This is a genomic window from Robertmurraya kyonggiensis, assembly GCF_005116465.1.
In the GTDB taxonomy this organism is placed as follows: domain Bacteria; phylum Bacillota; class Bacilli; order Bacillales; family Cytobacillaceae; genus Robertmurraya; species Robertmurraya kyonggiensis.
In genome coordinates this window covers 1,783,417-1,809,509 of the sequence record NZ_SWBM01000001.1, presented here as the reverse complement: position 1 = coordinate 1,809,509, position 26,093 = coordinate 1,783,417, and the positions used below count along the sequence as shown (strand labels likewise).

26 protein-coding genes are annotated in these 26,093 nt (G+C 37.7%); 15 read left to right on the top strand and 11 right to left on the bottom strand.

Annotated elements, in window-relative coordinates; genetic code table 11:
- Positions 1–12 precede the first annotated feature (12 nt).
- The 4 genes from FA727_RS09070 to FA727_RS09055 are packed head-to-tail and all read right to left on the bottom strand — an operon-like array spanning position 13 to position 2,051.
- Entirely contained in the window at positions 13–333 is a 321-nt protein-coding gene (locus FA727_RS09070) for a metal-sulfur cluster assembly factor (RefSeq protein ID WP_136830572.1), read from the bottom strand.
- A gap of 13 nt (positions 334–346) precedes the next feature.
- Positions 347–1,591, bottom strand: a complete 1,245-nt coding sequence (locus tag FA727_RS09065) for a hypothetical protein (protein WP_136830571.1) — start codon at positions 1,589–1,591, stop codon at positions 347–349.
- A gap of 14 nt (positions 1,592–1,605) precedes the next feature.
- A complete protein-coding gene (locus FA727_RS09060; RefSeq protein ID WP_136830570.1) occupies positions 1,606–1,812 on the bottom strand; it encodes a DUF2249 domain-containing protein in 207 nt (68 codons plus the stop codon).
- On the bottom strand, positions 1,809–2,051 hold the full coding sequence (locus FA727_RS09055; protein ID WP_136830569.1) for a DUF2249 domain-containing protein: 243 nt from the start codon (positions 2,049–2,051) through the stop codon (positions 1,809–1,811). The genes FA727_RS09060 and FA727_RS09055 overlap by 4 nt, the downstream gene beginning before the upstream one ends.
- A gap of 192 nt (positions 2,052–2,243) precedes the next feature.
- On the opposite strand from FA727_RS09055, the gene FA727_RS09050 reads away from it, so the two are divergent.
- Entirely contained in the window at positions 2,244–2,477 is a 234-nt protein-coding gene (locus tag FA727_RS09050) for a DUF2249 domain-containing protein (protein ID WP_136831055.1), read from the top strand.
- Positions 2,478–2,609: 132 nt separating this feature from the next.
- Complete coding sequence (locus FA727_RS09045) at positions 2,610–4,130, top strand: carboxypeptidase M32 (RefSeq protein WP_136830568.1); 1,521 nt, start codon at positions 2,610–2,612, stop codon at positions 4,128–4,130.
- 62 nt (positions 4,131–4,192) lie between these two features.
- On the opposite strand, the gene FA727_RS09040 is transcribed toward FA727_RS09045, so the two are convergent.
- The 4 genes from FA727_RS09040 to FA727_RS09025 all read right to left on the bottom strand — a co-directional run bounded on the left by FA727_RS09040 (position 4,193) and on the right by FA727_RS09025 (position 6,972).
- The gene (locus tag FA727_RS09040; protein WP_136830567.1) at positions 4,193–5,848 is read right to left on the bottom strand and encodes a b(o/a)3-type cytochrome-c oxidase subunit 1; all 1,656 of its coding nucleotides are present in this window, start codon (positions 5,846–5,848) and stop codon (positions 4,193–4,195) included.
- 2 nt (positions 5,849–5,850) lie between these two features.
- The gene (locus tag FA727_RS09035) at positions 5,851–6,327 is read right to left on the bottom strand and encodes a cytochrome c oxidase subunit II (protein ID WP_136830566.1); all 477 of its coding nucleotides are present in this window, start codon (positions 6,325–6,327) and stop codon (positions 5,851–5,853) included.
- Positions 6,328–6,343: 16 nt separating this feature from the next.
- Positions 6,344–6,493 carry a cytochrome c oxidase subunit 2A gene (locus FA727_RS09030; protein ID WP_136830565.1) on the bottom strand — a complete coding sequence of 50 codons (150 nt, stop codon included), beginning with the start codon at positions 6,491–6,493 and terminating at the stop codon, positions 6,344–6,346.
- A gap of 251 nt (positions 6,494–6,744) precedes the next feature.
- Positions 6,745–6,972, bottom strand: a complete 228-nt coding sequence (locus FA727_RS09025) for a hypothetical protein (RefSeq protein WP_136830564.1) — start codon at positions 6,970–6,972, stop codon at positions 6,745–6,747.
- A 211-nt stretch (positions 6,973–7,183) separates the two neighbouring features.
- Here FA727_RS09025 and FA727_RS24020 point away from each other — a divergent pair, with 211 nt between their 5' ends.
- Positions 7,184–7,360, top strand: a complete 177-nt coding sequence (locus FA727_RS24020) for a hypothetical protein (RefSeq protein WP_158318827.1) — start codon at positions 7,184–7,186, stop codon at positions 7,358–7,360.
- Positions 7,361–7,466: 106 nt separating this feature from the next.
- The gene (locus FA727_RS09020) at positions 7,467–8,240 is read left to right on the top strand and encodes an SDR family NAD(P)-dependent oxidoreductase (protein WP_136830563.1); all 774 of its coding nucleotides are present in this window, start codon (positions 7,467–7,469) and stop codon (positions 8,238–8,240) included.
- Between the two features lie 43 nt (positions 8,241–8,283).
- Here FA727_RS09020 and FA727_RS09015 read toward each other — a convergent pair whose 3' ends face one another.
- Positions 8,284–8,739 carry a chemotaxis protein CheX gene (locus tag FA727_RS09015; RefSeq protein ID WP_136830562.1) on the bottom strand — a complete coding sequence of 152 codons (456 nt, stop codon included), beginning with the start codon at positions 8,737–8,739 and terminating at the stop codon, positions 8,284–8,286.
- Positions 8,740–9,043: 304 nt separating this feature from the next.
- Here FA727_RS09015 and FA727_RS09010 point away from each other — a divergent pair, with 304 nt between their 5' ends.
- The 5 genes from FA727_RS09010 (at position 9,044) to FA727_RS24015 (ending at position 16,591) form a co-directional block, all read left to right on the top strand.
- Complete coding sequence (locus FA727_RS09010; protein ID WP_136830561.1) at positions 9,044–10,129, top strand: type III polyketide synthase; 1,086 nt, start codon at positions 9,044–9,046, stop codon at positions 10,127–10,129.
- Positions 10,129–10,689 carry an isoprenylcysteine carboxyl methyltransferase family protein gene (locus tag FA727_RS09005; protein WP_136830560.1) on the top strand — a complete coding sequence of 187 codons (561 nt, stop codon included), beginning with the start codon at positions 10,129–10,131 and terminating at the stop codon, positions 10,687–10,689. The genes FA727_RS09010 and FA727_RS09005 overlap by 1 nt, the downstream gene beginning before the upstream one ends.
- Before the next feature lie 507 nt (positions 10,690–11,196).
- Positions 11,197–14,871 (top strand): dynamin family protein, encoded by a 3,675-nt coding sequence (locus FA727_RS09000; RefSeq protein ID WP_136830559.1) that lies wholly within the window; start codon positions 11,197–11,199, stop codon positions 14,869–14,871.
- The gene (locus FA727_RS08995; protein ID WP_136830558.1) at positions 14,868–15,611 is read left to right on the top strand and encodes a nucleotidyltransferase domain-containing protein; all 744 of its coding nucleotides are present in this window, start codon (positions 14,868–14,870) and stop codon (positions 15,609–15,611) included. The genes FA727_RS09000 and FA727_RS08995 overlap by 4 nt, the downstream gene beginning before the upstream one ends.
- Before the next feature lie 233 nt (positions 15,612–15,844).
- Positions 15,845–16,591, top strand: a complete 747-nt coding sequence (locus tag FA727_RS24015) for a hypothetical protein (RefSeq protein WP_158318826.1) — start codon at positions 15,845–15,847, stop codon at positions 16,589–16,591.
- Between the two features lie 43 nt (positions 16,592–16,634).
- Here FA727_RS24015 and FA727_RS08985 read toward each other — a convergent pair whose 3' ends face one another.
- Together FA727_RS08985 and FA727_RS08980 are read right to left on the bottom strand one after the other, a co-directional pair.
- Positions 16,635–18,050, bottom strand: a complete 1,416-nt coding sequence (locus FA727_RS08985) for a glycosyltransferase family 4 protein (RefSeq protein WP_136830557.1) — start codon at positions 18,048–18,050, stop codon at positions 16,635–16,637.
- On the bottom strand, positions 18,047–19,147 hold the full coding sequence (locus tag FA727_RS08980) for a CotS family spore coat protein (protein WP_136830556.1): 1,101 nt from the start codon (positions 19,145–19,147) through the stop codon (positions 18,047–18,049). Before FA727_RS08980 ends, FA727_RS08985 begins: the two co-directional genes overlap by 4 nt.
- A gap of 226 nt (positions 19,148–19,373) precedes the next feature.
- Between FA727_RS08980 and galU the strand changes: the two genes are divergently transcribed.
- The 6 genes from galU to FA727_RS08950 all read left to right on the top strand — a co-directional run bounded on the left by galU (position 19,374) and on the right by FA727_RS08950 (position 26,070).
- Positions 19,374–20,249 (top strand): UTP--glucose-1-phosphate uridylyltransferase GalU, encoded by an 876-nt coding sequence (gene galU / locus FA727_RS08975; RefSeq protein WP_136830555.1) that lies wholly within the window; start codon positions 19,374–19,376, stop codon positions 20,247–20,249.
- 76 nt (positions 20,250–20,325) lie between these two features.
- Positions 20,326–21,654 carry a UDP-glucose dehydrogenase family protein gene (locus tag FA727_RS08970; protein ID WP_136830554.1) on the top strand — a complete coding sequence of 443 codons (1,329 nt, stop codon included), beginning with the start codon at positions 20,326–20,328 and terminating at the stop codon, positions 21,652–21,654.
- Entirely contained in the window at positions 21,647–22,636 is a 990-nt protein-coding gene (locus FA727_RS08965) for an NAD-dependent epimerase (RefSeq protein ID WP_136830553.1), read from the top strand. Before FA727_RS08970 ends, FA727_RS08965 begins: the two co-directional genes overlap by 8 nt.
- Positions 22,637–22,834: 198 nt before the next feature.
- Positions 22,835–23,542, top strand: coding sequence for a hypothetical protein (locus FA727_RS08960; protein WP_136830552.1), 708 nt, complete (start codon positions 22,835–22,837; stop codon positions 23,540–23,542).
- Between the two features lie 145 nt (positions 23,543–23,687).
- Positions 23,688–24,521, top strand: a complete 834-nt coding sequence (locus tag FA727_RS08955; RefSeq protein ID WP_136830551.1) for a sulfurtransferase — start codon at positions 23,688–23,690, stop codon at positions 24,519–24,521.
- Positions 24,522–24,864: 343 nt separating this feature from the next.
- Complete coding sequence (locus tag FA727_RS08950) at positions 24,865–26,070, top strand: MFS transporter (RefSeq protein WP_136830550.1); 1,206 nt, start codon at positions 24,865–24,867, stop codon at positions 26,068–26,070.
- The last annotated feature ends 23 nt before the right edge of the window (positions 26,071–26,093 follow it).

Sequence of the window (26,093 nt, the reverse complement as noted above, 5' to 3'; positions counted from 1 at the left end):
CTGTCTCTTTTCTTATAATCTCCCCAATGCTCTCAAGCCATCTTCGGTCATTTTGTCAGGGGACCATGCAGGCTCCCAGACGAGTTGGACCTCCGCTCGGTAGATTTCTTCCATTTCTTCGACACAGTATTTCACACCACTCACAATACTATCATGTAAGGGGCAGCCAGGAGTTGTAAGGGTCATCGTAATCTTCGCAACCCTTTCCTCCACGAGTGATAAATCATAAATTAAACCTAAGTCGACGACATTTAAGTTAAGCTCAGGATCGAGTACTCTTTTTAAATTGTTGCGAATTTTGTCTAGTAATTCACTTTGATTTTGTACGTCCATGAAGATCTACCTCCTATTTTTTCATCACTGCAAGAATAGCCATTCCAAATACAATTGAAGCAATCGTTACGGTAATCTGACCGATGTAAAAGAGAAGACCCACTTTCCACACAAGTCCAAACGCGACAATTCCAATTCCAAGAATAAACCCAATAAATAGAGGGAGGGCCAATTTTTCATTAATCATATCTTTCATCGTAGGAACGTCAGCTTTACCAATAATTTTTGAATATTTGTGCGTCCACCATAAAAATGGAACAATCTTATATAGATATCCGATAATACTTAAGGCAATCCATAGCATCAAGCAAGCGACCATCAAAGGACCAACCAAGCTTGAAAAATGATTCGTCATCACAGCGATAAATGCAAGGAGATGAATAATTTCTCCAAAAAGGATTGCAAGTAGAGCGAAGCTAAATGGTCGATCAAGCTTTTTCTTAATTCTCTTTTTTATAATGGTCACAATATGCCAAAGAAAGCAGCTAAATCCGATTAAGAGTAAAAGGAAGCCAACTTTTTGCAAGTTTCCTTGGTTCAAGAAAAATGAAGCTATAATAAAGACTAAGCCAGCAACATAAGAGCCATATACATACTTAGCGACCTTCATTTCATAACCGTGAGAAAGGGAAAACATAGGTGCCATTTTATAAGAAAATCCGAAGATTAATAACGTGAACCATCCGGCTGTCCCTAATAATAAATGACTTTTAAAGATGATAGGATAAAATTCACCGGCAAAACCTGTTTTCATGCTGATAACCAAGGTGATCCCAAGTAGTATCGTGAGAAACAAACAGATTAAAGCTGTTCCGACAAAAAGCGTTAATATATTCGGCTTTGTTTGTTTTCTTAGAGTCATGCCCATTTGGAATAAAAACATCAAAATACCAAGAAGCATGAGTAGACCTGGAATTAGGGCCAAGTGTGGAGCTACATACAACGTAATCGCAAATGATGTAACTCCTAAGCCCGTGACGGCAAATTGGATAAAGCCAAACTTTTCATTCCAGATAGCTGTCAAGAAAGCGACAGGAACCAACTGATACATCGCTCCCATTGCAATCATGAGCGCCCAACCAAGAATAAATAAATGGGCAGCAGACCAAATTGCAGGAATGCGGAATTGTCCATTTATCAGTGCTTCTCCATGGAAAAGAAATAAAAGTTGAGAAACGATGATTGCTAGAATACTAAACAAGATAAAAGAAAAAGGTAGCTTGATATTCGTTTCACTACCCATTGTTTGTGGTGTCATGAACATCACGTTCCTTACTTTGTAATTTCGATTGTAAAACTACCATCCTCATTTGGCTCCGTGGTGTGCTTATAGCCTAATTCGTCGAGTTGCTCATATAGAAACATCGGTCTACGGTCATTGATGATTTTCAAGCTATGCCCTTTTTCAAGCCTTTCTAATGCTTGTAATGTTCTCATCATTGGATTTGGTGGTTCCAGCCCTCGATTATCAAGAATCATTTTGCATCACCTTTTTTTGTGAAGGTTACCTTCCAATGTTTCTTTTCGATCTCTTCAACTTCATGTTCAAAACCTTTTGCTTTTAATACGGTAAAAAGTGGAGCTGGTTTAAAAGGAGCATGAAGAATAAATACATCTCCAGCACCCAAATTCTTTATTGCTTCCATAATCTTTTGAAAAGGTTCGATTTTGTTTTTTAAATCCTCGCGTACATCTAATTCAACAATTCTTTTATCCATATAGGTCACTCCTTTTATTTTTCTATAATTCAATGATAATCATTTTCAATGAATGGAATCGTGATATGAATCACAAACGAAAGAAAAAGATTTTTAGGGAGAGTGTGATAGGTGTCACTATCTGCGCGCTCACTAGCCCATATACTTGGAGTGTAGTTTCCCAAACTAGAAAAATAGGAGTGAGTATTTATGATGAGAGAATTTACTTCACAGGTCATTGCACCAAACTTTCCACCGAGAGAAAAACATCCGATTATTTTTAAGACTTTTGATGAACTTCAGTCAGGAGAATTTATGCAACTGATTAATGACCATGATCCAAAGCCGTTGTGGTATCAATTTACGATGGAACGTCCAGATCAGTTTAGCTGGGAATACCTTGAGGAAGGTCCAGAAGTCTGGAAGGTTGCGATTGGTAAAAAATAATTCAGTGTTCAGGCAAAAAACGTTATTTAATAGAATAACGTTTTTTGCTTTACTAATTTTTCCTCCTTTTCCCGATAACTTTTCTGAAAAATATGATAAAATGGAAAGGAATTGTAGATTAGGAGGATCCATATGAGTGAAAACATTAAGCAAATAGAGCAGGATTTTTTAGAATATGTTAAAAAAATGTGCGCTTATACTGAAGCACTTTCGTTAGTTTATTGGGATTTGCGTACAGGTGCACCGAAGAAAAGTGTTGAGCAGCGTTCCCAAGTCATTGGTGTTTTATCTTCTGAGGTATTTCAAATGTCGACATCTGAAGAAATGGCTACATATATCGAAAGTCTATCAAGTGATGAAGCTAGCGGTGTGATTTCAGAAATCACAAGAAAAACAGTAGAAGAATGCAAAAAGGAATTCGATCGCAATAAGAAAATTCCAGCCAAAGAGTATAAAGAATATGTCATTCTTCAATCAAAGGCAGAAAGTGTATGGGAAGAAGCCAAGGAAAATTCTGATTTTGAATTGTTTAGACCTTACTTAGAGCAGCTTGTGGAAACGAATAAGCGTTTCATTCAATATTGGGGCTTCGAAGGAGATAAATATAATACTCTTCTAGATATGTATGAACCTGGCATTACAGTTGAAATTTTGGATAATGTTTTTGGGGATTTGCGTGAAAAAATTGTTCCACTTGTGAAGGCTATTTCCGAATCAAATGCTAAGCCGGAGACAAGCTTCCTATTTGAAAATTTCCCGAAAGAGCAACAGAAGGGCTTAAGCTTAGAAATTCTTAAACAAATGGGTTATGATTTCCAAGCGGGTCGCTTAGATGAGACGGTGCATCCTTTTGCTATCGGGCTTAACCCTGGCGATGTACGCGTGACAACTAAATACGATGAGAAGGATTTCCGAGTTGCTGTGTTCGGTACAATTCATGAAGGAGGACATGCCCTTTATGAACAAAATATTTCGAAGGATTTAATTGGAACCCCATTATGCACAGGTACATCAATGGGAATCCACGAGTCTCAATCGCTGTTCTATGAGAACTTTGTAGGACGTAACTACTCGTTCTGGAAACAAAATTATGAGCTTTTAAAATCATATTCTACAGGTCAATTTAATGATGTTACAGCAGAAGACTACTACCGTGCCATCAACGAATCAAAGCCTTCATTGATTCGTATTGAAGCGGATGAATTAACGTATCCATTGCATATCATTATTCGTTATGAAATTGAAAAAGGCTTATTTAATGATGAAATAGAAGTGAAGGATCTTCCACAAATTTGGAATGATAAATACGAGCAATATTTAGGTGTTCGACCTGATTCAGATGCGAATGGAGTTCTTCAAGATGTCCATTGGTCAGGTGGTTCTTTCGGATACTTCCCATCCTATGCACTGGGTTATATGTATGCAGCACAATTCAAGAATACGATGCTGAAGGACCTGCCAAATTACGACCAATTGTTAGAAGAAGGGGACCTTCAACCAATCAGAGAATGGTTAACGGAAAGGATTCATCAATTTGGTTCCATGAAAAAGCCGCTTGAGATTTTACATGATGTTACTGGAGAAGGATTAAATGCACAGTATTTAGTCGATTACCTGTATGATAAATATAATAAGGTATATAGCCTAAACTAGAATGGTGATATAAAAAGAAAGCTGGCCACATATAGTGGCGCAGCTTTCTTATATATATTGCATTACCAGAGCTTGAAGCCTTTTGACCCTGGAGGTGCATTTTGAATTAAGTCGATAAATGGGATTGTGTAAGCAAATAGAATTAATAATACTGTAATTCCAAGCCATAACTTCCAGTTTTCGAAAACCATTGGAGCTTTTTCTTCAGGGTGAAGTGCTTCTCCAACTGGGAATTCTTGTTCACCTTTAGGTGCGAAGAATGCTAGATTGATAAAGATATAAAGCATTAAAATAATCGCAATAAATAGGATAGAACCACCAACTGCTTGCGCGATTTGGTAAGGAATCCATTCTGCTGCTTGGGCAGAACCACCGTAATCTGAAAAAGCTGAACGGCGTGGTGCACCAAGAAGTCCTGCAGCATGCATCGCACCTGACATAAATGTCATTCCGATTGCCCATAGGGAACCTTGGATTAATGCAAGCTTGTTCATTTTCTTTGTTAATTTACGACCAGTTAAATGCGGTACTAGCCAGAATGCAGCACCAAAGAACGTAAGAACAACAGCAGTCGCCACAGTTAAGTGGAAGTGACCAGTTACCCAAATCGTATTATGAATGACCTGGTTCATTTGGTGAGATGCGTTGACGATACCACCTGCACCTGCTGGGATGAAGGCAACCATACCAATAAATGGAACTGTGAAGCGAGCATCACCCCATGGAAGCTTCTTCAACCAACCAAATAATCCTTTTGCACCCTTTGAACGACCAAAAGTTTCAAACGAAGCAAATAAAGAGAATGCAGTCATTAAAGATGGAATAACGACAGCAAATGTTAATACAACCTGAAGGAATTTCCATGCAGCATCAATTCCTGGCTCTAATAATTGATGGTGGAATCCAACTGGGATTGAGAACAATAAGAATAAGATAAATGACATTCTTGCCAATGAATCTGAGAAAATCTTTCCGCCAATGATTTTTGGAATGATTGCGTACCATACCATATAGGCTGGCAATAACCAGAAATATACTAATGGGTGACCGAAGTACCAGAATAACGTACGGCTTACAGCAACGTTTACAGTGTCGACCCAACCTAAAGACCAAGGTAATAATTGAATTAATACAGTTGCTGCAACCCCAATCGTAGCAACAATCCACATTAAAGTATTAACAAGAGCCATGAATGTTAATAAAGGACTCTGTTGTCCTGGATTCGCTCTTCTCCACTCTGCGTATTTCATGATAATCGCAGCACCGACAGTCCAACTTCCGACAACAACCAGTGTTAAACCTAGATAAAAGATAAAATGTGCTTGTAATGGAGCATAAAATGTATAAAGAACGGATGCTTTGTTTAATAGAATCATAACTGCCGCAGCAATCGTACCAATTGTCATGATCCAAAAACCAATCCAACCTACAGTCCTTTGCTTGCCTGTAAAAGTACCTGCGGTTTTACTTACAACTGAAAGTTGAAAGCCCATAATAAAAAATGTAGTTAATACAAGTCCTAAGACAACACCGTGAACAGTTAAGATTTGATAATAGCCAATTCCAGCAGGCAATTGAAATTTACCTGAGCGAACTAATACTTGTAAGAGACCAGCAAGACCACCCACTAAAAGGGCGATAAAAGCCACATATAAATGAGCCATCGCTAGCTTGCCATCACGAGAATCTACTTTAGATTTCAAAGGAGATTTTATCATTGTTATTCCACCACCTTAATTTTCGACATCATCATGTGGTGACCTGCTCCACAATATTCATTACATAAAATTAAGTATTCACCTGTTTTATCAAAAGTTGTAATATGTTCACTAATATAACCAGGTTCTACCATCATATTAATATTTGTTCCAGCTACTTCAAAGCCGTGAATAACGTCTTTAGACGTTGCGATAACTTTTACCTTAGCACCAAGAGGGACCTCAACGTCTCCAGGTGTATAGGCAAAGGCTTGGGCAACAAATACTAATTCATAATCCCAATCTTTTCCTTCCACCTTCTTTAAACCAGGCTCATTAAATGGGGCAGTTGAATCTACCTTTTCTGGATCAATTACAGTTAAACAACTTGGCGGTTGATTTCCAGCATAGAAAGCACTTACTCCTACAACGGATAGGAAAACGATAAGTGTTGTTATTCCAAAAATCAGCCAAATTTTTTCATACTTATGCACATGCATGGCTTATATCCCCTTTCTAAAAACGATCTAAATATAAGAAGTAAACGCCGACCCAAAGAACAATGATGAAAAAGCCGATGAAGAAAACTGAAGCTAACGTTCCCTTTAAAGAAGAGCTATCTTCGATTTCAGTTTTTGTGTTACTCTTCAATTCCGCTTTTGCCATAACACTCACTCCTTTCGGAAAAATAGAGAATGTAATAATTACATTTTCATCATACTAGACAATTTTACAGAATCCATATGGTTCTAAGGAATTCACAAATTGTTCAATATCTGATAAATACTATGTTAGTAGTGGAAACTTATTTTTACAGTGATTTATGTCACAAAATCATTTGATTAAATGTGAACTTTTTGTGAAAAAAATAAAGACCCATAGAAGGCTATTGTTTCATTAGCGTTCCATAGGTCCTGTTAAGAATTTTTTATATCGTCGTCCGTTAAAATACATCTTCTGCAAATACTATAGCCGGCTCGTTTCGGTTTCTGTTTATCAAAATAGTTTAGTAGTTCTTGTGTGATGGCAAATCTACCAAGCCAATATTCACTGTGTTTAGTGTTGTTTGATGCATCGTAGGCGATATCATGCTCTTCTTTAATTCTTTGAACTAAACTTATTAGAGTAGTATAACTATCTTTCAATAAATGTTCACCTCTACATTCTTATGTAGAGCCATTCTAGCATGTATCTCCATTCCTCAATATGATATATATCACTGAAAATTTATTATACATTGAAAAGTTTTCAATCCATTCACATAAAAAATGAATTATTTCAGTCACATCTTCGTAGATATTTCAATATAATGGAATATTAATCAAATTTCTTTTCGTACTTAGTAAAGCAGAATTAATGAAAAATTTGATAAAGAGAGTGGATTCATTAATGGAAAAATATTATTGTGATCATTGCAGAATTCTATATGATGCAGCTGACGTTTGTGCAGCCTGTGGCGGTAATGTATCGAATAAAATTTGGATTGAAGTACAGACCCAATCGAATGCAAATGAAATAACACCAGATTCATAGGTGTTATTTTTTTGTTTTTTCAAAACATACAATCAAATTTCTTTTCTATTGTACAAGAATTTGTTATCTTGAGTTTAATTACATATTAACTTCAAAGGGTGATTACATGTATTTACCGTCATTTCGTTTAGAAAACAAGAAAGCTGTTGTCACTGGTGCTGGAAGAGGAATTGGACGAGCCTTAGCGATTGGCTTAGCAGAAGCAGGCGCAGATGTCTCCTTATTATCTCGTACACAAGAAGATTTAGAGGACACAGCAAAGTACGTTCGAGAATTAGGAAGAGAAGCACTGGTCATTCCAACGGATGTAACGAAAAGGGAAGACATTCAGAAGAGCGTCCAAACGATAGTAGAAAAGTGGGGGAAAATCGACATTCTTATCAACAACGCAGGGATGAATATTCGTTCAAAAGCGTTAGAGGTTACGGAGGAAGAATGGAATAAGATTATGGACACGAATTTGAAGTCGGCTTTTATGATGTCTCAAGAAGTTGGGAAAATCATGAAAGAGACAGAAACAAACGGGAAGATTATTTCTGTTTCGTCAGTGGCAGGCACAGTTGCATTACGAACTGGAGTTGTTTATGCGGCAACAAAGGCGGCTATGATTCAAATGACGAAGGTTCTGGCGATGGAGTGGGGGCCATATAACATTAATGTGAATTCAATTGGGCCTTGGTACTTTAAAACCCCGTTAACAGAAAAGCTCTTAGCTGATCCAGAATACTTGAGTGATATATTATCGGTTACGCCACTAAATCGAGTCGGCGAATTACCGGAGCTTGTCGGTCCAGCTGTCTTTTTAGCGTCAGAAGCTGGCAGCTACGTAACAGGTCAAACACTTTTTGTAGACGGTGGCATGACGATAAAAGGTTTTTAATAGTAAGGCACAAGAAAAAGCAGGGGTTTCCCTGCTTTTTCGTTTAACTCATTTCAACACCTAAAATAATCTCTAAAACGCCGACATTTGCAATATTTATAGGAAGGCGAAAGGCCCGATTAAATCCAACTACTTTGGTTTGCCCGACTAGTACGGTCGGGGGAGTAATATCCATTTCAAATCCTTGTTGGAAGATAAAAGTCGATAAGTTCCCGGCAATCATATTTCCTAATTCACCGGCAAACGATTCAAGCATTTCTCCCTCAAGGAACATACCAAACATGCCTTCACCAATTTTTCCAAATACAGCCTCTTCAGCATCGATAATGACTCTTCCTCTTACATCGCCAGTCATTCCAATGAGCACACCAATCGAATGCTGAGTAAATGATTGAGTAAACAAAGATGGTTTGTCCACAGTTACTTCAAAAGGGAGAACTCCTTTAACTGATTCGATCGTCCCATTTAAAATGTCAGTTACACTTTTAGTTAAAGTCACTAATCATTCCTCCGTTGTTTGATTAACCATAATATTACCATAATTTTATGGCGATGGAAGCTATAAAATGGTTAAAAATTCGTTTGATCTTAACAATGTAAAAAGAAATGGGTAAATGGTCATGAATAAATGGAAAAGTTTGATTGGTGCATGTCTTCGAAAATCGATTTATAATAAAGGAGCACAACAAACCTTCAAAACAATTGCTTCCTTCATATTCTGAAGGAAGTTTTTTTATTACAGTATAATTTTAGGTGCATTGGAAAAATTAACCTTATCCTAAAATGCGAAGGAGAGACCCTTCATGCCTACAATTATCTCCATCTCAGAAGTACATCCCCCTCATAAAATTGGCCAGCAGGAAGTGCTGGAGTTTTCCAGGAATCTTTTTTCATCTAGCTTTAAGGATATTGAACGATTATTAAAGGTTTTTCAAAGTGCTCAAATCGAAGAGCGGTATTTCGTTAAAGGACTCGATTGGTTTGAAACCGACAAATCATTTGTAGAGAAAAATGACACTTACATTCGCAATGCTGTGGAGTTAGGGAGTGAAGCGATTAAAGATTGTTTGAGAAGCGAACAATTTTTAAAGAAAGATATCCCTTACGAAGAGATTGAAGCGATTTTTACGATTTCAAGCACTGGTATTGCTACACCAAGTATTGATGCAAGAATAATGAATGTTCTCCCGCTATCTCCGCATCTAAAAAGAATTCCAATTTGGGGATTAGGTTGTGCTGGTGGTGCGTCTGGATTATCAAGAGCATTTGACTATTGCCTAGCTCACCCGAATGCAAAGGTATTAATTTTGGCGATCGAATTTTGCAGCTTAACCTTTCAACGGAATGATCACTCAAAAAGCAATTTAATAGGTTCTTCTTTATTTGCCGATGGAGTGTCCTGTGCTTTGATGGTGGGGGATGAGGTAGAAAGTGGGGAATGGCAAAAGCTTCCTTCCGTTCCATCACTACTAGAGACGCAATCAACTACGTTACAAAATTCGCTTGATGTGATGGGGTGGACAGTGAAGAACGATGGTTTGTTTGTTGTGTTCTCCAAGGATATTCCAACGATTATTGAACAAGAATTAAAGCCTGCTGTGATGAAATTTCTTGAGAATCAAAGGCTGGAAATGTCTAATATTCAGCATTTTATTGCCCATCCAGGTGGAAAAAAGGTGTTAGATGCCTACTTGAAATCCTTAAATTTATCAGAAAACAAGACGCAAATTTCCGCGGATGTCTTAAGAAGCTTTGGTAATATGTCTTCAGTAACCATTCTCTATGTATTAAAAAGGTTCATGGAAATAGGGACTCGCGGAGATTTGGGATTGGCAACAGCGTTAGGTCCAGGATTTAGCTCAGAATTACTTCTATTAAGGTGGATATAATGTTTACATGGTTGATTGTTTTCATCATACTGCAGCGACTAGTTGAATTATTTATTGCGAGGAAAAATGAAGCTTGGATGAAGGGCCAAGGTGGGATTGAAGTTGGACAATCACACTATCAGTACATGGTTATCTTACATATTTGTTTTTTTATTTCCCTTCTATTAGAGGTGTTCATATTTAACAGAACTAGTTCATCTGCTTGGCCTATATTATTAATTGGATTTATCATTACTCAAGTAGGAAGAGTATGGGTGATTTTATCGTTAGGAAAGTATTGGAACACGAAAATCATTGTTCTTCCACAAGGGAATGTGGTTAAAAAGGGCCCATATCGATTTTTAAAGCATCCGAATTATGTGATTGTTTGCTTAGAATTACTTATAATTCCACTCATGTTTGAAGCGTATTTAACAGCTGTTCTATTTACTTTATTAAATATCGTTATTCTCTCCATACGAATCCCTGCGGAAGAAAAGGCTCTTTTAGAATTAACGAAATATGGCGAAGTTTTTTCTAAGCAGAAAAGATTTCTTCCGTCCTTTTCAAAAAGAGTTTGAACATTTTGTTACATCCTATTGAAAATGATTATCATTCATGCTATATTATTGAATATGAATATTATTCTCAATTAGCTTGTATCGGAATTTAAAAAATGCAAAGGGTGTGTTACATATGGTATCGATTTTTATTATCTCAACCATTGCAGTTTATACATTTGTTATGAAATACGTACTTAATCACGTAGGAAAACCATCAACTGTTGAATCAAAATAAATCAGACATAAACCAGATCGTACATGATCTGGTTATTTTTTTTATGCTCTTTTCTTAATTTTTGTTGCTTTTGCGACTTAATCATATATATAAGGCAAGTTTCTAATAGCAATACTTCATTTTTTGAAAAGGGGTTACACACAAAATAAAAAGTACAATCCTAGATCTACGTTAAAATCGGTTTTAAGATTTTAACAGTATTCTCGAAGAAGATAGACTTTTTTGTGGAATTTCATGAAAAATCAGTTAAAATAAATATGTTTAATACGAACTGACAAGGGGTTAACAAAATGATTGATACGGCTTCACAGTATGACATTAAAGCATTGAGAACGAAAATAGCAGAGCTCTACAGTTTGTTTATCGGTAATGGGGATACCGAAACAGCTGATAAAGCCAAACAGTTATTTACAAAACTACAAAATCAAGAATATGGGATTGCCTTTTGTGGACATTTCTCTGCTGGGAAATCGAGCATGATTAATAAAATCATTGGAGAGAACTTACTTCCATCTAGTCCAATTCCTACAAGTGCCAATCTTGTCAAAATTAAGACGGGAGAGGAGTATGCAAAGGTTATTTTTAAAGAGGGGAACCCACGACTTTATCCAGCTCCTTATAACTATGAGAAGGTGAAGTCGTACTGCAAGGATGGAGATTCAATCCAAACGATCGAAATTAGCCATCAATCTGATAAATTGCCACCTAACGTCTGTATTATGGACACGCCCGGAATTGATTCTACAGATGATGCCCATCGTATTGCGACAGAATCGGCTCTCCACTTAGCAGATTTAGTCTTTTATGTGATGGATTATAATCATGTACAGTCTGAAGTAAATTTCCTTTTTACAAAGGAGTTAACGGAGGCTGGAAAAGAAGTGTACTTAGTTATTAATCAAATAGATAAACATAGAGATGAAGAATTAAGCTTCCAGGATTTCAAGACGAGTGTTAAGGAATCTTTTGCTGCTTGGGGAGTACAACCAGCAGAAATCTTTTATACTTCCTTAAAAGCGGAGGAACACGTACATAATAAATTTTCAAAGCTAAAACAGTTCATTCATGGGAAATTAGATGAGCGAGATGCACTTTTACCTATATCGGTAGCGCATTCATTTAAGAAGCTTACAGAGGAGCACGAGCGTTATCTAAAAGAAAAGGATAAAGAAAGCCTTGAAAAATGTGAAGAGAAACTCTCAGAGATTCCTGTAGAATCTCAAGAACTCTTACCAGCCAAAGTAGAAGATATTGAAAAAGAGATAACGAAGATTTCTACTCTAAAGAAAACGAAGGAAAAGGACTTTGAAAATGGGTTTGAGGATATCTTAAAAAGCGCGTATTTAATGCCTTTTGAGACGAGGGAATTGGCCGAAAGATTTCTAGAGTCTGCTCAAAGTAATTTTAAAGTCGGTCTTTTGTTTTCGAAGCAAAAAACAGAGCAAGAGAAACAAGAGAGATTAGAACGATTTTTGTCCGATTTTCAAGAAAAAGTCAATTCACAGCTTACTTGGCATATTAAAGAATTTCTAAACAAAATTTTAAAAATAGCGGAAATTCAGGAGCCATCTATTTTAAGCAAAGTCCAAAGTTTAGCGATTTTAATAACTAAAGAAATGCTTAAAAGTGTATTGAAGTCAGGGGCACAACTGTCCGGTGACTATGTCCTGAATTATACCTCGGATGTAGCTGAAGTAGCTAAGAAAGCAGCAAGGAAAGAGATTACACCGATTAAGGAAGGTATTCTTCAAATTGTACATGAAAACTCAGAGGAAGATCGGGAACGGTTGGAAAAAGAGAAACATCAATTAGACACCCTTCTTCATGCTTGGGAATGGAAACAAGAAATCTTAGAATCTCAAACGGGTAACTTGATTCGGATGGAACAGGTGCTCACAGGTCATTTTGAACCATCATTGCATGAAGATGCATTAGAAGAGCTTGTGTCCGAACAAGACGATATAGAAATCGTGCACGAGTCTGACTTAGAGAAAGAGACAATTGAAAAGGAAGTTCCGAGTTTCAGAATGACAGAAGATGTTTCAAAAAAGACAGTAGGCAATAGTCAGGATAAAGCGGCTTCTGTCGTCAAAAAATTGCAATTTTCAGCTGGGAAACTGCATCAGATTCCTGGTTTTAAGAAAATCTCAACTCTTTTAAGTGAAAAGGCTGAACGATTAGAAAAACGAGGTTTTACGGTTGCTCTATTTGGTGCTTTTAGTGCTGGGAAATCATCGTTTGCAAATAGTTTAATCGGAGAAAAATTGTTACCAGTTTCACCCAATCCAACAACTGCGGCGATCAATAAGATTATGCCTGTTGATTCTGAGAATAAACATGGTCTAGTCAACGTACAGCTTAAGACAGCAGGGGTTTTATTAGCGGATGTAAAACGTTCCCTCTCTGTCTTTGACGTACATGCGAGTAATTTTGATGAGGCTCTCAACCAAATCAAAACAGTCATTGATAAGTTATCTAATTTTGATGCTCATGAAAAAACACATATCTCTTTTTTGAATGCTTTTTACAAAGGGTTTAACGCTTATCGGAACCAATTGGGAGAAATTATTCAAACAGACTTAGTTGAATTTAGAGATTTTGTCGCTAATGAGGAGAAGTCTTGTTTGGTGGAACTGATTGAAGTCTACTATGATTGTGAATTGACTCGAAAAGGCATTACTCTAGTGGATACTCCTGGAGCAGATTCGATCAATGCTCGTCATACAGGAGTTGCCTTTGATTATATTAAAAATTCAGATGCGATTCTATTTGTCACTTATTACAATCATGCTTTTTCAAAGGCAGATCGCGAATTCCTCATTCAACTAGGACGAGTAAAAGACACATTTGAAATGGATAAAATGTTCTTTGTCGTTAATGCTGTCGATTTAGCGAATAATGAAACGGAAAAACAAGAAGTACTTGGGTATGTCCACGATCAGCTTGTCCAATATGGAATTAGGAAGCCGAGTCTTTTCCCAATTTCGAGCATGTTGGCTATTAAGGAAAAGCTTGAAGGAGTGACAGAATTTCAATCTGGCATTTCACAGTTTGAGAAAAGCTTTTATTCCTTTATCACCCATGATTTAATCGATATTTCAATTAACGCTGCAATGCTTGAATGGGAAAGAGCGATCGAGCAATTAAGAAGCTTTATTCATTCTGCGAATGAGGATATTGAGCAAAAGCATGCAAAAGTACAACAATTAAAGACGGAACGAGTTGAGATTAAGAAGTTGATTCAAGAACAGAGCTCAGGTATCCTTCTTCAGCGATTAAATCAAGAGATTGAAGAATTAACTTATTATATAAAACAAAGAGTGTTTTTACGCTTTAACGACTTTTTCAAGGAAGCTTTCAATCCTTCTGTTTTACGGGATGATGGAAGAAATCTTAAGAAGGTTTTAGAGCATTCATTAGATGAGTTTCTTCATGATTTTGGTTTTGATTTTGCTCAAGAATTTCGCGCAACTTCATTACGAATCGAAGTATTTATTGGGAAGCTATTCCATGAATTACATCATTCGCTTACGAAATCTCTTTCTAAAGTAAATCATGAGCTTTCCTTTAGTGAGGGACAGCTTGGGAAGATGGATGAATTAAGTTTTGCAAATGAATTGGCCAATTTGGATAAGAATACATTTAAAAAGGTATTATCCCTTTTTAAGAATCCAAAATCCTTTTTTGAAAAAAATGAAAAGCGTCTTATGCAGGAGGCTCTTAATGAAACCTTGCAGTTTCCGACTGAAGCGTATATGAACGCTGAAAGAGATAAACTGTTATCCCATTACGAGAGGGAATTAAACAAACATTTCGATGCACTTCTAAATCTCTTACTAGAGGAAGCGGAAGAGTATTATCAAGGACTGTTTGCAACGCTAAGCAATGAAATTCCAGTAGAACAGCTAGTGGAATTGGAAAAAGAACTTGTGAATGACGAATTGGCTAAAGGATTTGAACAATGAAAGAATGGATACAGTATTGCGAGGCAAAATGGAATATTCAAATCTTGTTTGCATGCGAAGCCGGAAGCCGTGCATGGGGTACGGACTCCTCTATGTCGGATAAGGATTTACGTTTTATTTTTAGACATAGGGAGATTCGTTCCTATCTTTCATTGGAAAAATCAGTTGAAGCAATAGATTTGAATGAGCCTATTGATGCTCATGGATGGGATATTTTCAAAGCTTTTCGGCTTGCGGAAAAATCAAACCCAAGCTTGTATGAGTGGGCTTTTTCTCCCATTATCTATGAAGATAGAAATGGTTTTTCAACAAAACTACAAGAAATGATCGTCGAGAATTATTCCCCATTTTCGGTTACGATGCACTATTTAAGTTTGATAAATAGAAATTTGAAAGAGGTTAGAGGAAAAGAAAATATTGGGGCAAAACAACAAAAGCAGCTCATACAAATTGTTAGAGCCATCCTCATAATTCAAGACATAATCAAAAATGGCACGATAAAAAGTAGTCCGTACTTCTATTTTTCAAAGGAGCCTGATGGTATTTGGGACCGTTACTATTATTTATTAGTTGAAGCAAAAAAATGGGAAACGCTTCTTCCTGGTCAAATATATAACGAAATCTCCTTTAATCTTGAAATAGAGAAGGCAAGACTGGAAACATTATGTCAGGGGCTAAACAGGGGAGTAGATTATAAGGTGAAGCTAGATAAATGGCTATGGGAATTATTGGACTTATAAGAATAAAATTATAGTAGGAGCAAGAGCTTCCTTCAATTGGATGATCAAAATATAAGGCATACCCACGAATATTAGGTGGGTATGCTTTTTTATGCTATGAAATTGTTTTTATAATTTGGTGAAGTTGTCCAATAACCATTTGTTAATGATTTCATAGATTAGATAGTAAGCAACCTGTTTTCTTGTTTCTGATTTTTGAGTGGAGGACAGGAGGATTAAAGGAGGGGAATCCAATGGCAAAGAAGCTTAGTTCCGCAAAGTTTAAAATTGAGTTTCAAGAAGCAGTTGAGTTAGATGAAAATGCAACTTTTGAAGAAGCAAGAGAAGTTTTCCAAGATGGGTTAGGGGAAATGAAAATAAAAGTCGTGTTCGAAGACGGTGAAGAATTGGAAATTGAGTATGGTGAACAGAATGCATCTGTGTTAGTTGAAGATGAAGATAACGAAGATGAAGATAATGAAGACGAAGATGATGATGAAGATGAGGATGAAGATGAGGATGAAGGTCCAGAAGACGGAGGCGAAGATGCCGAAACTTTAGATGAAGAAGATGAAGATGAAGATGAAGATGAAGATGAAGATGAAGATGAAGAAGAAGAAGACGAAGATGATGATGAAGATGAAGATGAAGATGAAGAAGAAGACGAAGACGATGATGCAGAAGCTTTAGATGCAGAAGAAAATAATGACGATGAGAATGAAGTAGATGCAGAAGAAGATAATGAAGATGAAACTGAAGACGAAGAAGATTTTGAAGTAGAAGCGGGAGAAACTGAAACTCAAATCGAAACTTCAGCAGTAACAGAAGCCGAAACCGATGCTACATCGGAAACTCTAAACGAAACTGAAGTCGATTCCGAAACTGAAACTCAGGCTGAAAGTGAGACAGCACCAGATGAACTTGATGAGAGAAGCAAGCTTAGAAGTGAATTAGTGATAAAATTGTTTTCTCAACCAATGAATCTTAATAGCAATGAATAAGAAAAAGGCTGATCGAAACCAAGATCAGCCTTTTAATATTGTTTCACCTATCATTTCTTTTTCCAATCTCAATATTTCTCCTTCTTCGCCTGCTTTTTTGTTCTCTTCTGCGCTCTTTTCTTCGTTCGTTTCTACGAGTCCGTCGTAAAGACCTCGAATTCTCTTGAGATGCTTTCCATGTTAACATTTCATTTCTTGTTTCAATGGTTGTAGGTTGAGTGTCAAATGGCCTAAATTGAAAATAATTTGTGGTCCTTTCGGTTGAACGATTATTTAACAAGGCTGAATAGTCAACTTTCTCTGAAGAAGTTGGGGACTCCTGAGCATCTTGCCAAAATGTTAAAATATCTGTTCCTACTCTTTCCCATTGATATAATGATAGCGCTAATTCCCTACCACGCTCTCCCATCTTCTTCATATCCATACGATTTGATAATAAAAGAGACAACTTCTCAGCAAATTGTGAAGGATCTTCAGGTTGGTCAACAATATAACCATTAACCCCTGGAATCATTACCTCCGGATTCCCACCACGTGCAGTTGTAACGATCGGTAGCCCGGCTGCCATGGCTTCATAATGAACACGTGCGAGTGGCTCTTGCCAAATGGATGTGCACACAAAAATATCTGCTACCGCAAACCAATTCTGGATTTCACTTGGTGCCACAAAACCTGTTGTAACAACAGGAACCGGAAGCTTTTTAGCTAATGCACGAATATAAGCAACGTAGTCCGTGACATTATTTTGGCTAAACCAGTTACTTCCGACAACAACTAAAGCTAAATCCTTGTGTTTTTTTGTGAGCTCTGGAATGGCGCGTAAGAGTCGGTCTACCCCTTTATTGCTCGATAGTCTGCCTGCGAATAGGATGACGGTTTTATTTTCAAGGTTGTGTTTTCGTCTAAGTGTTTGGCGGATTTTTTGCATGTTCGGATCATTTCCTGGTAAAAACTGATTGCAGTCAACACCAGAATAGATTGTCCTTACCTTCGATTCTGCCTGTGGATATAATGCTTTAATTTGTCCGCCAATATAATTGCTGACAGTGGAGATAAGCGCAACCTCGTTTATGACGGCAGTACCTTCCTCAGCACTGATTTTATCAGGCGTAAACATATCATTGTGCATACTGAGTGTGATTTTCGAATTTGGAGCGACTTGTCGAATTGGTATGACGAGTCGAGGGCGATTAAAAATATGAATGAGATCAAAGTCGTTGGATTGTAAAAATTGAATTACACCTTCCATATATAGTTCGAAAATCTTACCATCTACTCGAACATAGTTGATATCGTCGACCGTTTCCTTTGTGGGAAGTGAAGGGTCTGTGATTCCGAGAACGGTGATTTCATGCTCTTGTCTTAGATAAGGAAGACAGCCAGATAGATAGGTTTGGATCGCACCACCTCGGATCGGAGGAACAGGAAGCTTTTCGGTACAGATCATTAATATTCTCATGAGGATTTCATTCCCTTCCATTGACTCTGCAATTCGTGTAGTACGGGCCATTTCGTTTTATCAGTTTCAACAATAGTATGAATGAGAGTCGCTGTTTGCTCATTAAGAAATAGCTCCGGTTCAAAGACGACTTCCTTAATGTTTTTATAAAATTCGTTCGGCAGGGAGAAATCAATCATGAGAAGCTCATAAACTTCAGGGGTTATTGGATTTGCAGCATGATAAGCATTGATCATTTCCTTAACCCATGTAATGTCCCAGTATTTTAAATCTGCCATGGTGCCCGAAATAAGCTTTCTTAAATCTCGAATCGGTAGATCATAAGCGACCCCGTCTAAATCTATAATCCACATACCATTTTTACCCATTTGACCATTAGACCAGCCGTAATCTTGATGCACTAAGCCCCAATAATCATTTCCCTGTTCAACTAGGTTAGAATATTGAGAGCCTTCTAATCTGCGATAACTTTCGATTGCTTGGCTCTCAAATTGGTCAACCACTGCTAGTAGAGCTTTGCTTGCAGGAGTATCTCTATAGGCATTTCCAATCTGGCGAAACCACTCCATTTTTTCTACCATTTTTTCATAACTTTTTGGCCAATTGTATAGTCTAGAGGCTACTTCTGCGTGGGCCGGAGGAATATAACCTCTACTTAACCGATGGAATTCTCCAAGTGCATAGCAAAGCTGTTTGGCTCCTGCTAAGTCTTTGGTGACAGGTTGCAATGGTTCAATCCAATCTGCAATAAACCATAGTTTTCCACCTGCTTCAACGTAGTTCATACCTGATTTGCTTTTGTGAATGGATGGTACACGTGCGTGTTGCACCTCTGTTAAATATTCTTGTGCCCCTAAGCTAAATAAGCTCCTAGTTGGTCTCCGATGAAGAAGTTTAAGACTTTTTGCCCCCTTATTCGTGGCGATTTTCCAAATTGCTCCGCCTTTATCAGGCTTAGTTGTCACAATTTCCATGCTTTTAACAGATAAATCATAATGCTTTAGAACTTCTTGAGCGTAAGCAAGAATATATTCAGGGACAAAAAATTCATGGGTATGCTCATTAATTTCCCATGGGACAATCATTGCATTAGCCATAAGATTCCTCCTAAATAACCGACTGTAAAACATTTTATACGAAACTAAAATTCTAGATCGACATTTGTTAATAGACTATGTTAGAAAAAAACACTTGTATAGGACAGGTCCACTAAGAAAAAGATTTTCGTTTACTAGAAAAAATGCTTGTACTAAACGAATCTCTCAAACTCTTCCTTAGAAAAAACATATGATTAAGTAACGAGCCATTAGGAAGGGATGTCATATGAAAATACGAAAGGCCATAATACCAGCGGCAGGTTTGGGAACGAGATTTTTACCGGCAACGAAAGCATTACCAAAGGAAATGCTCCCTATTGTAGATAAACCAACAATTCAATACATTGTTGAGGAGGCAGCGGCATCGGGAGTCGAAGATATTATTATCATAAGTGGTCGTAGTAAACGCTCGATTGAGGATCATTTCGATCAATCATATGAGCTAGAAGAAGCCCTATATAAAAAGGGTAAGTTAGAGATGTTGGATGAAGTAAAACAAATATCTCGATTGGCAAATATTCACTATATAAGACAAAAGGAGCCTAAAGGATTAGGACACGCAATCTATTGTGCTCGGAGTTTTATAGGAAATGAACCTTTTGCTGTTTTATTAGGTGATGACATTGTTAAGTCGGAAACTCCATGCTTAGAACAATTAATTAAAGTGTTTCAGCGATACCATTCGTCGATTGTAGGGGTACAGCAAGTGGCTGCGAAGGAAGTATCGAAATACGGAATTATTAAATTAAAGGGCGCTGAGGTCGACGAGCATGTATTAAATGTTGAGGGATTAGTAGAAAAACCAAAGCAAACGGAGGCGCCATCACGTTATGCGATAATGGGCAGGTATATTTTACGACCAGAGATCTTTGATATTTTAAAAGAATTAACTCCAGATAGAGATGGAGAAATACAGTTAACGGAAGCCTTGAATCTGCTCAATCGCAAACAAGCTGTCTATGCCTATGAATTTCAAGGAGAAAGGTATGATATCGGGTCAAAGGAAGGATTTATCCGTGCAACCATAGACTTTGCATTAGAGCGAGAAGAACTGCGTGACGAAGTGATTCAATATATGGAAGAAAGGCTAAAAGAAATATGAAAGACTGAAAATGATAGGTAATCACCGTTACTCAACCTTCAATAAACCATATACTAAAATCAAAAAAGGTGAATATATGAACATCGCGGTTATTGGTGCAGGTTATGTAGGTGTTACGACAAGTATTGCATTCGCCGAACAGGGCCATCATGTTTTTGTTGTGGATTTGGACAAGGAAAAACTAGAGAAATTAAACCATTCTATTCTTCCATTTTATGAAGATGGAATGGAGGAATTATTAATGAAACTTGTAGAACAACAACATTTAATTTTTACTGACAGTATTCAAGCAGCGGTTAGGCAAAGCGAACTTATCTTTATTGCTGTTGGTACTCCACCATTGCCAAGTGGAGCAGCGAATTTGGAACAAATTGAACAAGTATCAAAAGCAGTAGGCTCAGCACTACAAGAATACCGGACAATCGTCATTAAAAGCACGGTTCCAATTGGGACGGGTGAAAAAGTAGAATTCATAATTAAAGAAGAGCTCGATTTGCGTAAAAAGGATATTGAATTTGATGTTGTAGCCAATCCGGAGTTTCTTCGGGAAGGGAATGCTCTTCATGATGCGCTCTATCCTGATCGTATAGTTGTAGGTTGCGAAAACATGCGAGCCAGAAAAATGATGGAGAAACTCTACCAAAATAGTATTGCTCCTATCCTTTTTACAAATAGAAAAGAGGCGGAGCTGGTTAAGTATGCCTCTAATGCATTCCTGGCTACTAAAATATCATTTATCAATGAATTAGCAAGAGTAAGCGAACAGCTAGGAATTAATATATCCGTTGTTTCAAAAGGGATGGGCATGGATAGACGGATTGGAGCGGATTTTCTACGTGCAGGGATAGGATATGGAGGTTCTTGTTTTCCAAAGGATACAAGAGCTTTATTAGCTATGTCCTCGGAAGTGGGCATGCCTTTAAAAATATTGGAAGCAGTAGTGGAAATCAACGAAACTCAAGTTGACTGGTTTATGGAAAAAATAGTTAAATCCATTGGTTCGCTTGAAGGTAAGCATATTGGATTATTAGGCTTAACTTTTAAACCGAACACTGATGATATTAGAGAGGCCACATCGTTAAAGCTTATACAAGAGCTTCTTCTCCATAAAGCAACTGTTTCTGCATACGACCCTAAAAGTACAGATATAGTAACGAAAATATACCCGCAAGTTCGATTCGCTACTTGTCCCTTAGATGCAATAAATAATGTGGATGCTTCAATTCTGGTCACGGAATGGGACGAAATTATTCAAATGGATTGGAAGGAAGCAAGAAAACGAGTTCGCCAATCATACCTTTTTGATGGTAGAAATGTTTTAGATCCCAAGAAGATGGTTGAATATGGATTCTGCTATGAAGGAGTAGGAATAGGGAATTTAGGAAAGGAGAATCTGCATGGTTGAATGGACCTTACCTAAGCTCGTTTTAGTAACAGGCTGTGCTGGATTCATCGGTTTTCATTTATGTAAACGACTCTTAGAAGAAGGTTCTGTGGTGGTCGGGATTGACCAAATGAATGATTATTATGAGCCCCAATTAAAATGGGATCGATTAAGTTCTTTAAAACAAGGGACTAACTTTACATTTGTGAAGGGTTCGATTGAAAATAAGGAGCTATTGGAAAGTCTCTTTCAGCAATATCCTTTTGAGGTTGTCGTGCATTTGGCTGCACAGGCGGGAGTACGTTATAGTTTAACGAATCCGGACAAGTATATTCAGGCTAATATAGTTGGATTTGCAAATATACTGGAGTGCTGTCGGAACCATCATATTCCCCATTTGTTATACGCGTCTTCAAGTTCTGTCTATGGAAATCATACGCATGCCCCATTTTCTGAAAGTGCTCGAGTGGATGAACCAATTAGTCTATATGCAGCGACGAAAAGAGCAAATGAACTAATGGCCTACACTTACAGCCATTTATATCAATTACCGGCAACTGGTATGCGTTTTTTTACGGTCTATGGACCTTGGGGAAGACCTGATATGGCATTATTTTCTTTTACACAGGCGATCTTAAATTTTGAACCAATCAAGGTTTATAACTTTGGAAAAATGAAAAGAGATTTTACTTATATCGACGATTGTGTAGAGTCGATGATTAGGTTAATCATGAGAGGACCGAATCGGGAGGGGAGCATCCCCTATAAAATTTATAATATCGGGAACCAACATCCCATATCTTTGTCGGAATTTATCGAGGTCTTAGAAAAAAATATTGGGAAAAATGCGATTAAAGAATATGTCCCATTGCAACCGGGGGATGTTTTGGAGACGTATGCCCTACTTCAAGAACTAATTAGAGATACAGGGTATAAGCCGTTGGTTACGATTGAAGAAGGAATAAAAAAATTCATAGATTGGTATCGAGACTATTATAATTAGTTCATTGGAAAAGAGCTTTCCGTCATTGTGGAAGGTTCTTTTTTTAGGTTCCCTAATAGAATGATTGATCTTCGCAGGTACAAGCTGTAATTATTTCAAAGGATCTGTGAATTCTGTCCTAGTTCCAATTCCTAAGTACATTTTAATACCCTTTACATATTATGGTGGGGAAAATAAGTGTTTTGAGGAGGTAGGGGTATGCATTTTTATAGAAAACCGAATTATTTTGTAAATCCGAATTTCCGCGTAAGTCCATATCAACCAGTTCCTTCTTTTTATCCAGTTAATCCAGGTTACTATGAAGAGCCACCGGCGCGACAAGTTAATTTAGGAACTCGTTGGGAAGTGGAAGAAGGTGGTTGGCGAGGCGTTTGGACTAGAAGGGGCAATAGCAATACCTTTGATGGTAGATGGACGCGACAAGGGTCAAACCCAATTACTGCTGTGCTGACTGTTCAAGTCATAGGTGATTTTGTGAGTATTTCTCGGAGAAACAGTAGTGACGGAAACAACTGTCAATATGTAGGTAGGGTAGTTGGAAATCGAGTAACTGGACAGAGTGTATGTACTCGTGGTGGAGGTGCCTGGAGTGCGACGATTCAAAGAGGTGCACAAGTACCGGATCTAGGAAGAACATGGGAAGTGCAGGAAGGTGCTTGGCGAGGTGTATGGACACGCAGAGGGAACAGCAATACCTTTGATGCTCGATGGACGAGGCAAGGGTCAAACCCGATCACAGCCGTAATGACAATGGAACAGACCGGAAATAATGTCCGTATTTTACGCAGAAACAGTAGTGACGGAAATAACTGTGAATATAATGGTCGAATTGATGGAAGAAATGCAAGTGGTAGCTTCACATGTACTCAAGGTGGAGGACAATGGAGTGCCACGATTCGTAACTAAAGAATAAAAGCAAGAGTTCGTGCATGCCTCGATTGTATAGCTATACAAAGCTTACAATCGGGGTGATTTTTTGCGAATATTTGGTACATTTGAATGGTATTTAGTATAATTAATAGCAAATGAAAAAATGGGGGAAGGGAAGATAATGAAGACAATTATTTCGAAGGATAAGCTATACGCTCACCTTAACGACGAAAGCCTGAGGATTGTTGATTGTCGATTCCAATTAGGGAATCCACAGTTTGGTGAATCTCAATACATAGAGAGTCATATTCCTGGAGCGGTGTATTTTGATTTGGAAAAGGATTTATCGGATGAAGTGACAAAGCATGGTGGAAGACATCCTTTGCCGAAAATTGAGGATTTTCAAAGAAAGCTTGAAGAAGTGGGTATTTCCACTCAAACAAAAGTTGTAGCCTACGATGGTGGAGAGGGTTCATTTGCTGCTCGACTTTGGTGGCTCTTAAAATATGTTGGCCATGAAGAAGTCTATATTTTAGATGGTGGCATTAAGGAGTGGCAGGCATCTGCGCTGCCAGTTAGCACTGAAGTGCCTACATATTCACAGTCAGAGTACCGAATTGAACTTCAAGATGACATGCTGGCAACTGTTGAGAATGTCAGACAAGCCGTAAAGGATCGTACCGTAACCCTAATTGATTCTCGTGCAAGTAATCGTTACTTAGGGGTAGAGGAGCCAATTGATAAAATAGGAGGTCATATTCCAACTGCCATCAACAAAGATTGGGTAGAAGGATTTCAAGATGGTCATTTCAAAACTCCTTCCGAACAAGCTGAACGTTTTCAGGAGTTTTCAAAAGATGAACCAATCATCGTTTATTGTGGGTCAGGTGTAACGGCAACTCCTAATTATATTGCGCTAAAGGAAGCGGGATATACGAACATTAAGCTGTATGCAGGAAGTTACAGTGATTGGATTTCCTATGATGAGCATGAGGTAGAAATCGGGAGAAATTGATTTACATAATCTTAAAGAACTATAGCTTGAAACTTAGTGGAAACCCTAGTAAAATGTTGTAATAATTAACATGTGGATAATGGAGAAATACACCTTCTTTCGAACAAATGTTGGAAGGAGGTTTTTTCATGATTCCGAAATTATGGATTTCGGAATAGTGGATCACTTTTTATTGGTGCATCTACGTTTAGCTCCAGCGCCTAGCCCCTCGAGGTCGCTTCAGACCAGATGATGAAGTTAAAGAACAAACTTCATCATCTGGTCTTCCAGCGCTTGTCGGGGCTATTCAAGGCGCTTGCGCTTTTGTAATATGTCTACAGCTAGAAGAAAAGAGGTTATGGAAATGTCGAATGATCAAAGAAAAAAATTATTTATGTTAATGATAAATATGTTCATTGCGATTGGGAGTTTTGGGATCGTTATTCCGATTTTACCCAAATATTTGGAGTCAATTGGTCAAGGAGGAACAGCAGCGGGTCTAATGATCGCTATTTTTGCAGGAGCACAGCTTGTTTTCTCTCCAATTGCTGGTAGATGGGCTGATCAATATGGCCGCAAGAAAATGATTATTTATGGACTAGTTGGACTTACCTTGTCAATGTTCATTTTCTATGGTTTTGATTCAATTTGGTGGTTATATTTTTCTCGTGTTATCGGAGGAATTGGTGCAGCATTACTAGTACCAGCAATCTTTGCGTATGTAGCTGATATTACGACGATTGCTCAGCGTGCGAAAGGAAATAGCTTAATATCTGCAGCAATGTCCCTAGGAATAGTAATAGGACCTGGCATTGGTGGATTTCTAGCAGATTTTGGTTTGAAAATGCCGTTTCTAATTTCAGCGCTTGTCTCTTTAGTGGCCGTTATTTTCTCTGTCATTGTTTTAAAGGAAAGTCAGGTTGCAGTACCTGAGAACAGCCATGTTCAAACAGAAGAAGAATCGATGGTTCATCAAATCATTCGTTCTGTAAGAATGCCTTACTTTATTCCACTCATCATTACATTAGTTATGAGTTTTGGTTTAATGGCATATGAGTCTGTACTTGGTCTATTTGTAGATGATTTATATGGTGCATCACCCCAAGAAATTGCCATCATGGTAACTTCAACAGGGATTATTAGTGTTATTGTTCAGCTTTTTATTGTGGATCGAATTGTGAACCGCTTTGGGGAGGGCTCTGTTTTAATCCTATTCATTGGAGTTGCAGCAGGTGGATTCCTTCTATCAATTTTTGCACCAAGTTATTCTGTGTTCTTCATTATTACTTTACTTATTTTCTTAGCAACATCTATTCTCCGTCCTGTATTGAATACACTAATTTCAAAAATGGCCGGAAACGAACAAGGATTTGCAATGGGAATGAATAATGCATATATGAGTATTGGGAATGTATTAGGGCCAACACTTGCAGGTGTATTATATGATGTGAAAATTGCTTATCCGTTTATGCTAGGATTCCTGCTTTTAATATTGACCTTCATTACAGCCATCATTTGGCAACGTCGTTTACAGCGAAAAACGAAGGTTGTAGACCTTCAGAACGGTTAAATCATGTTATAATAGGGATTATG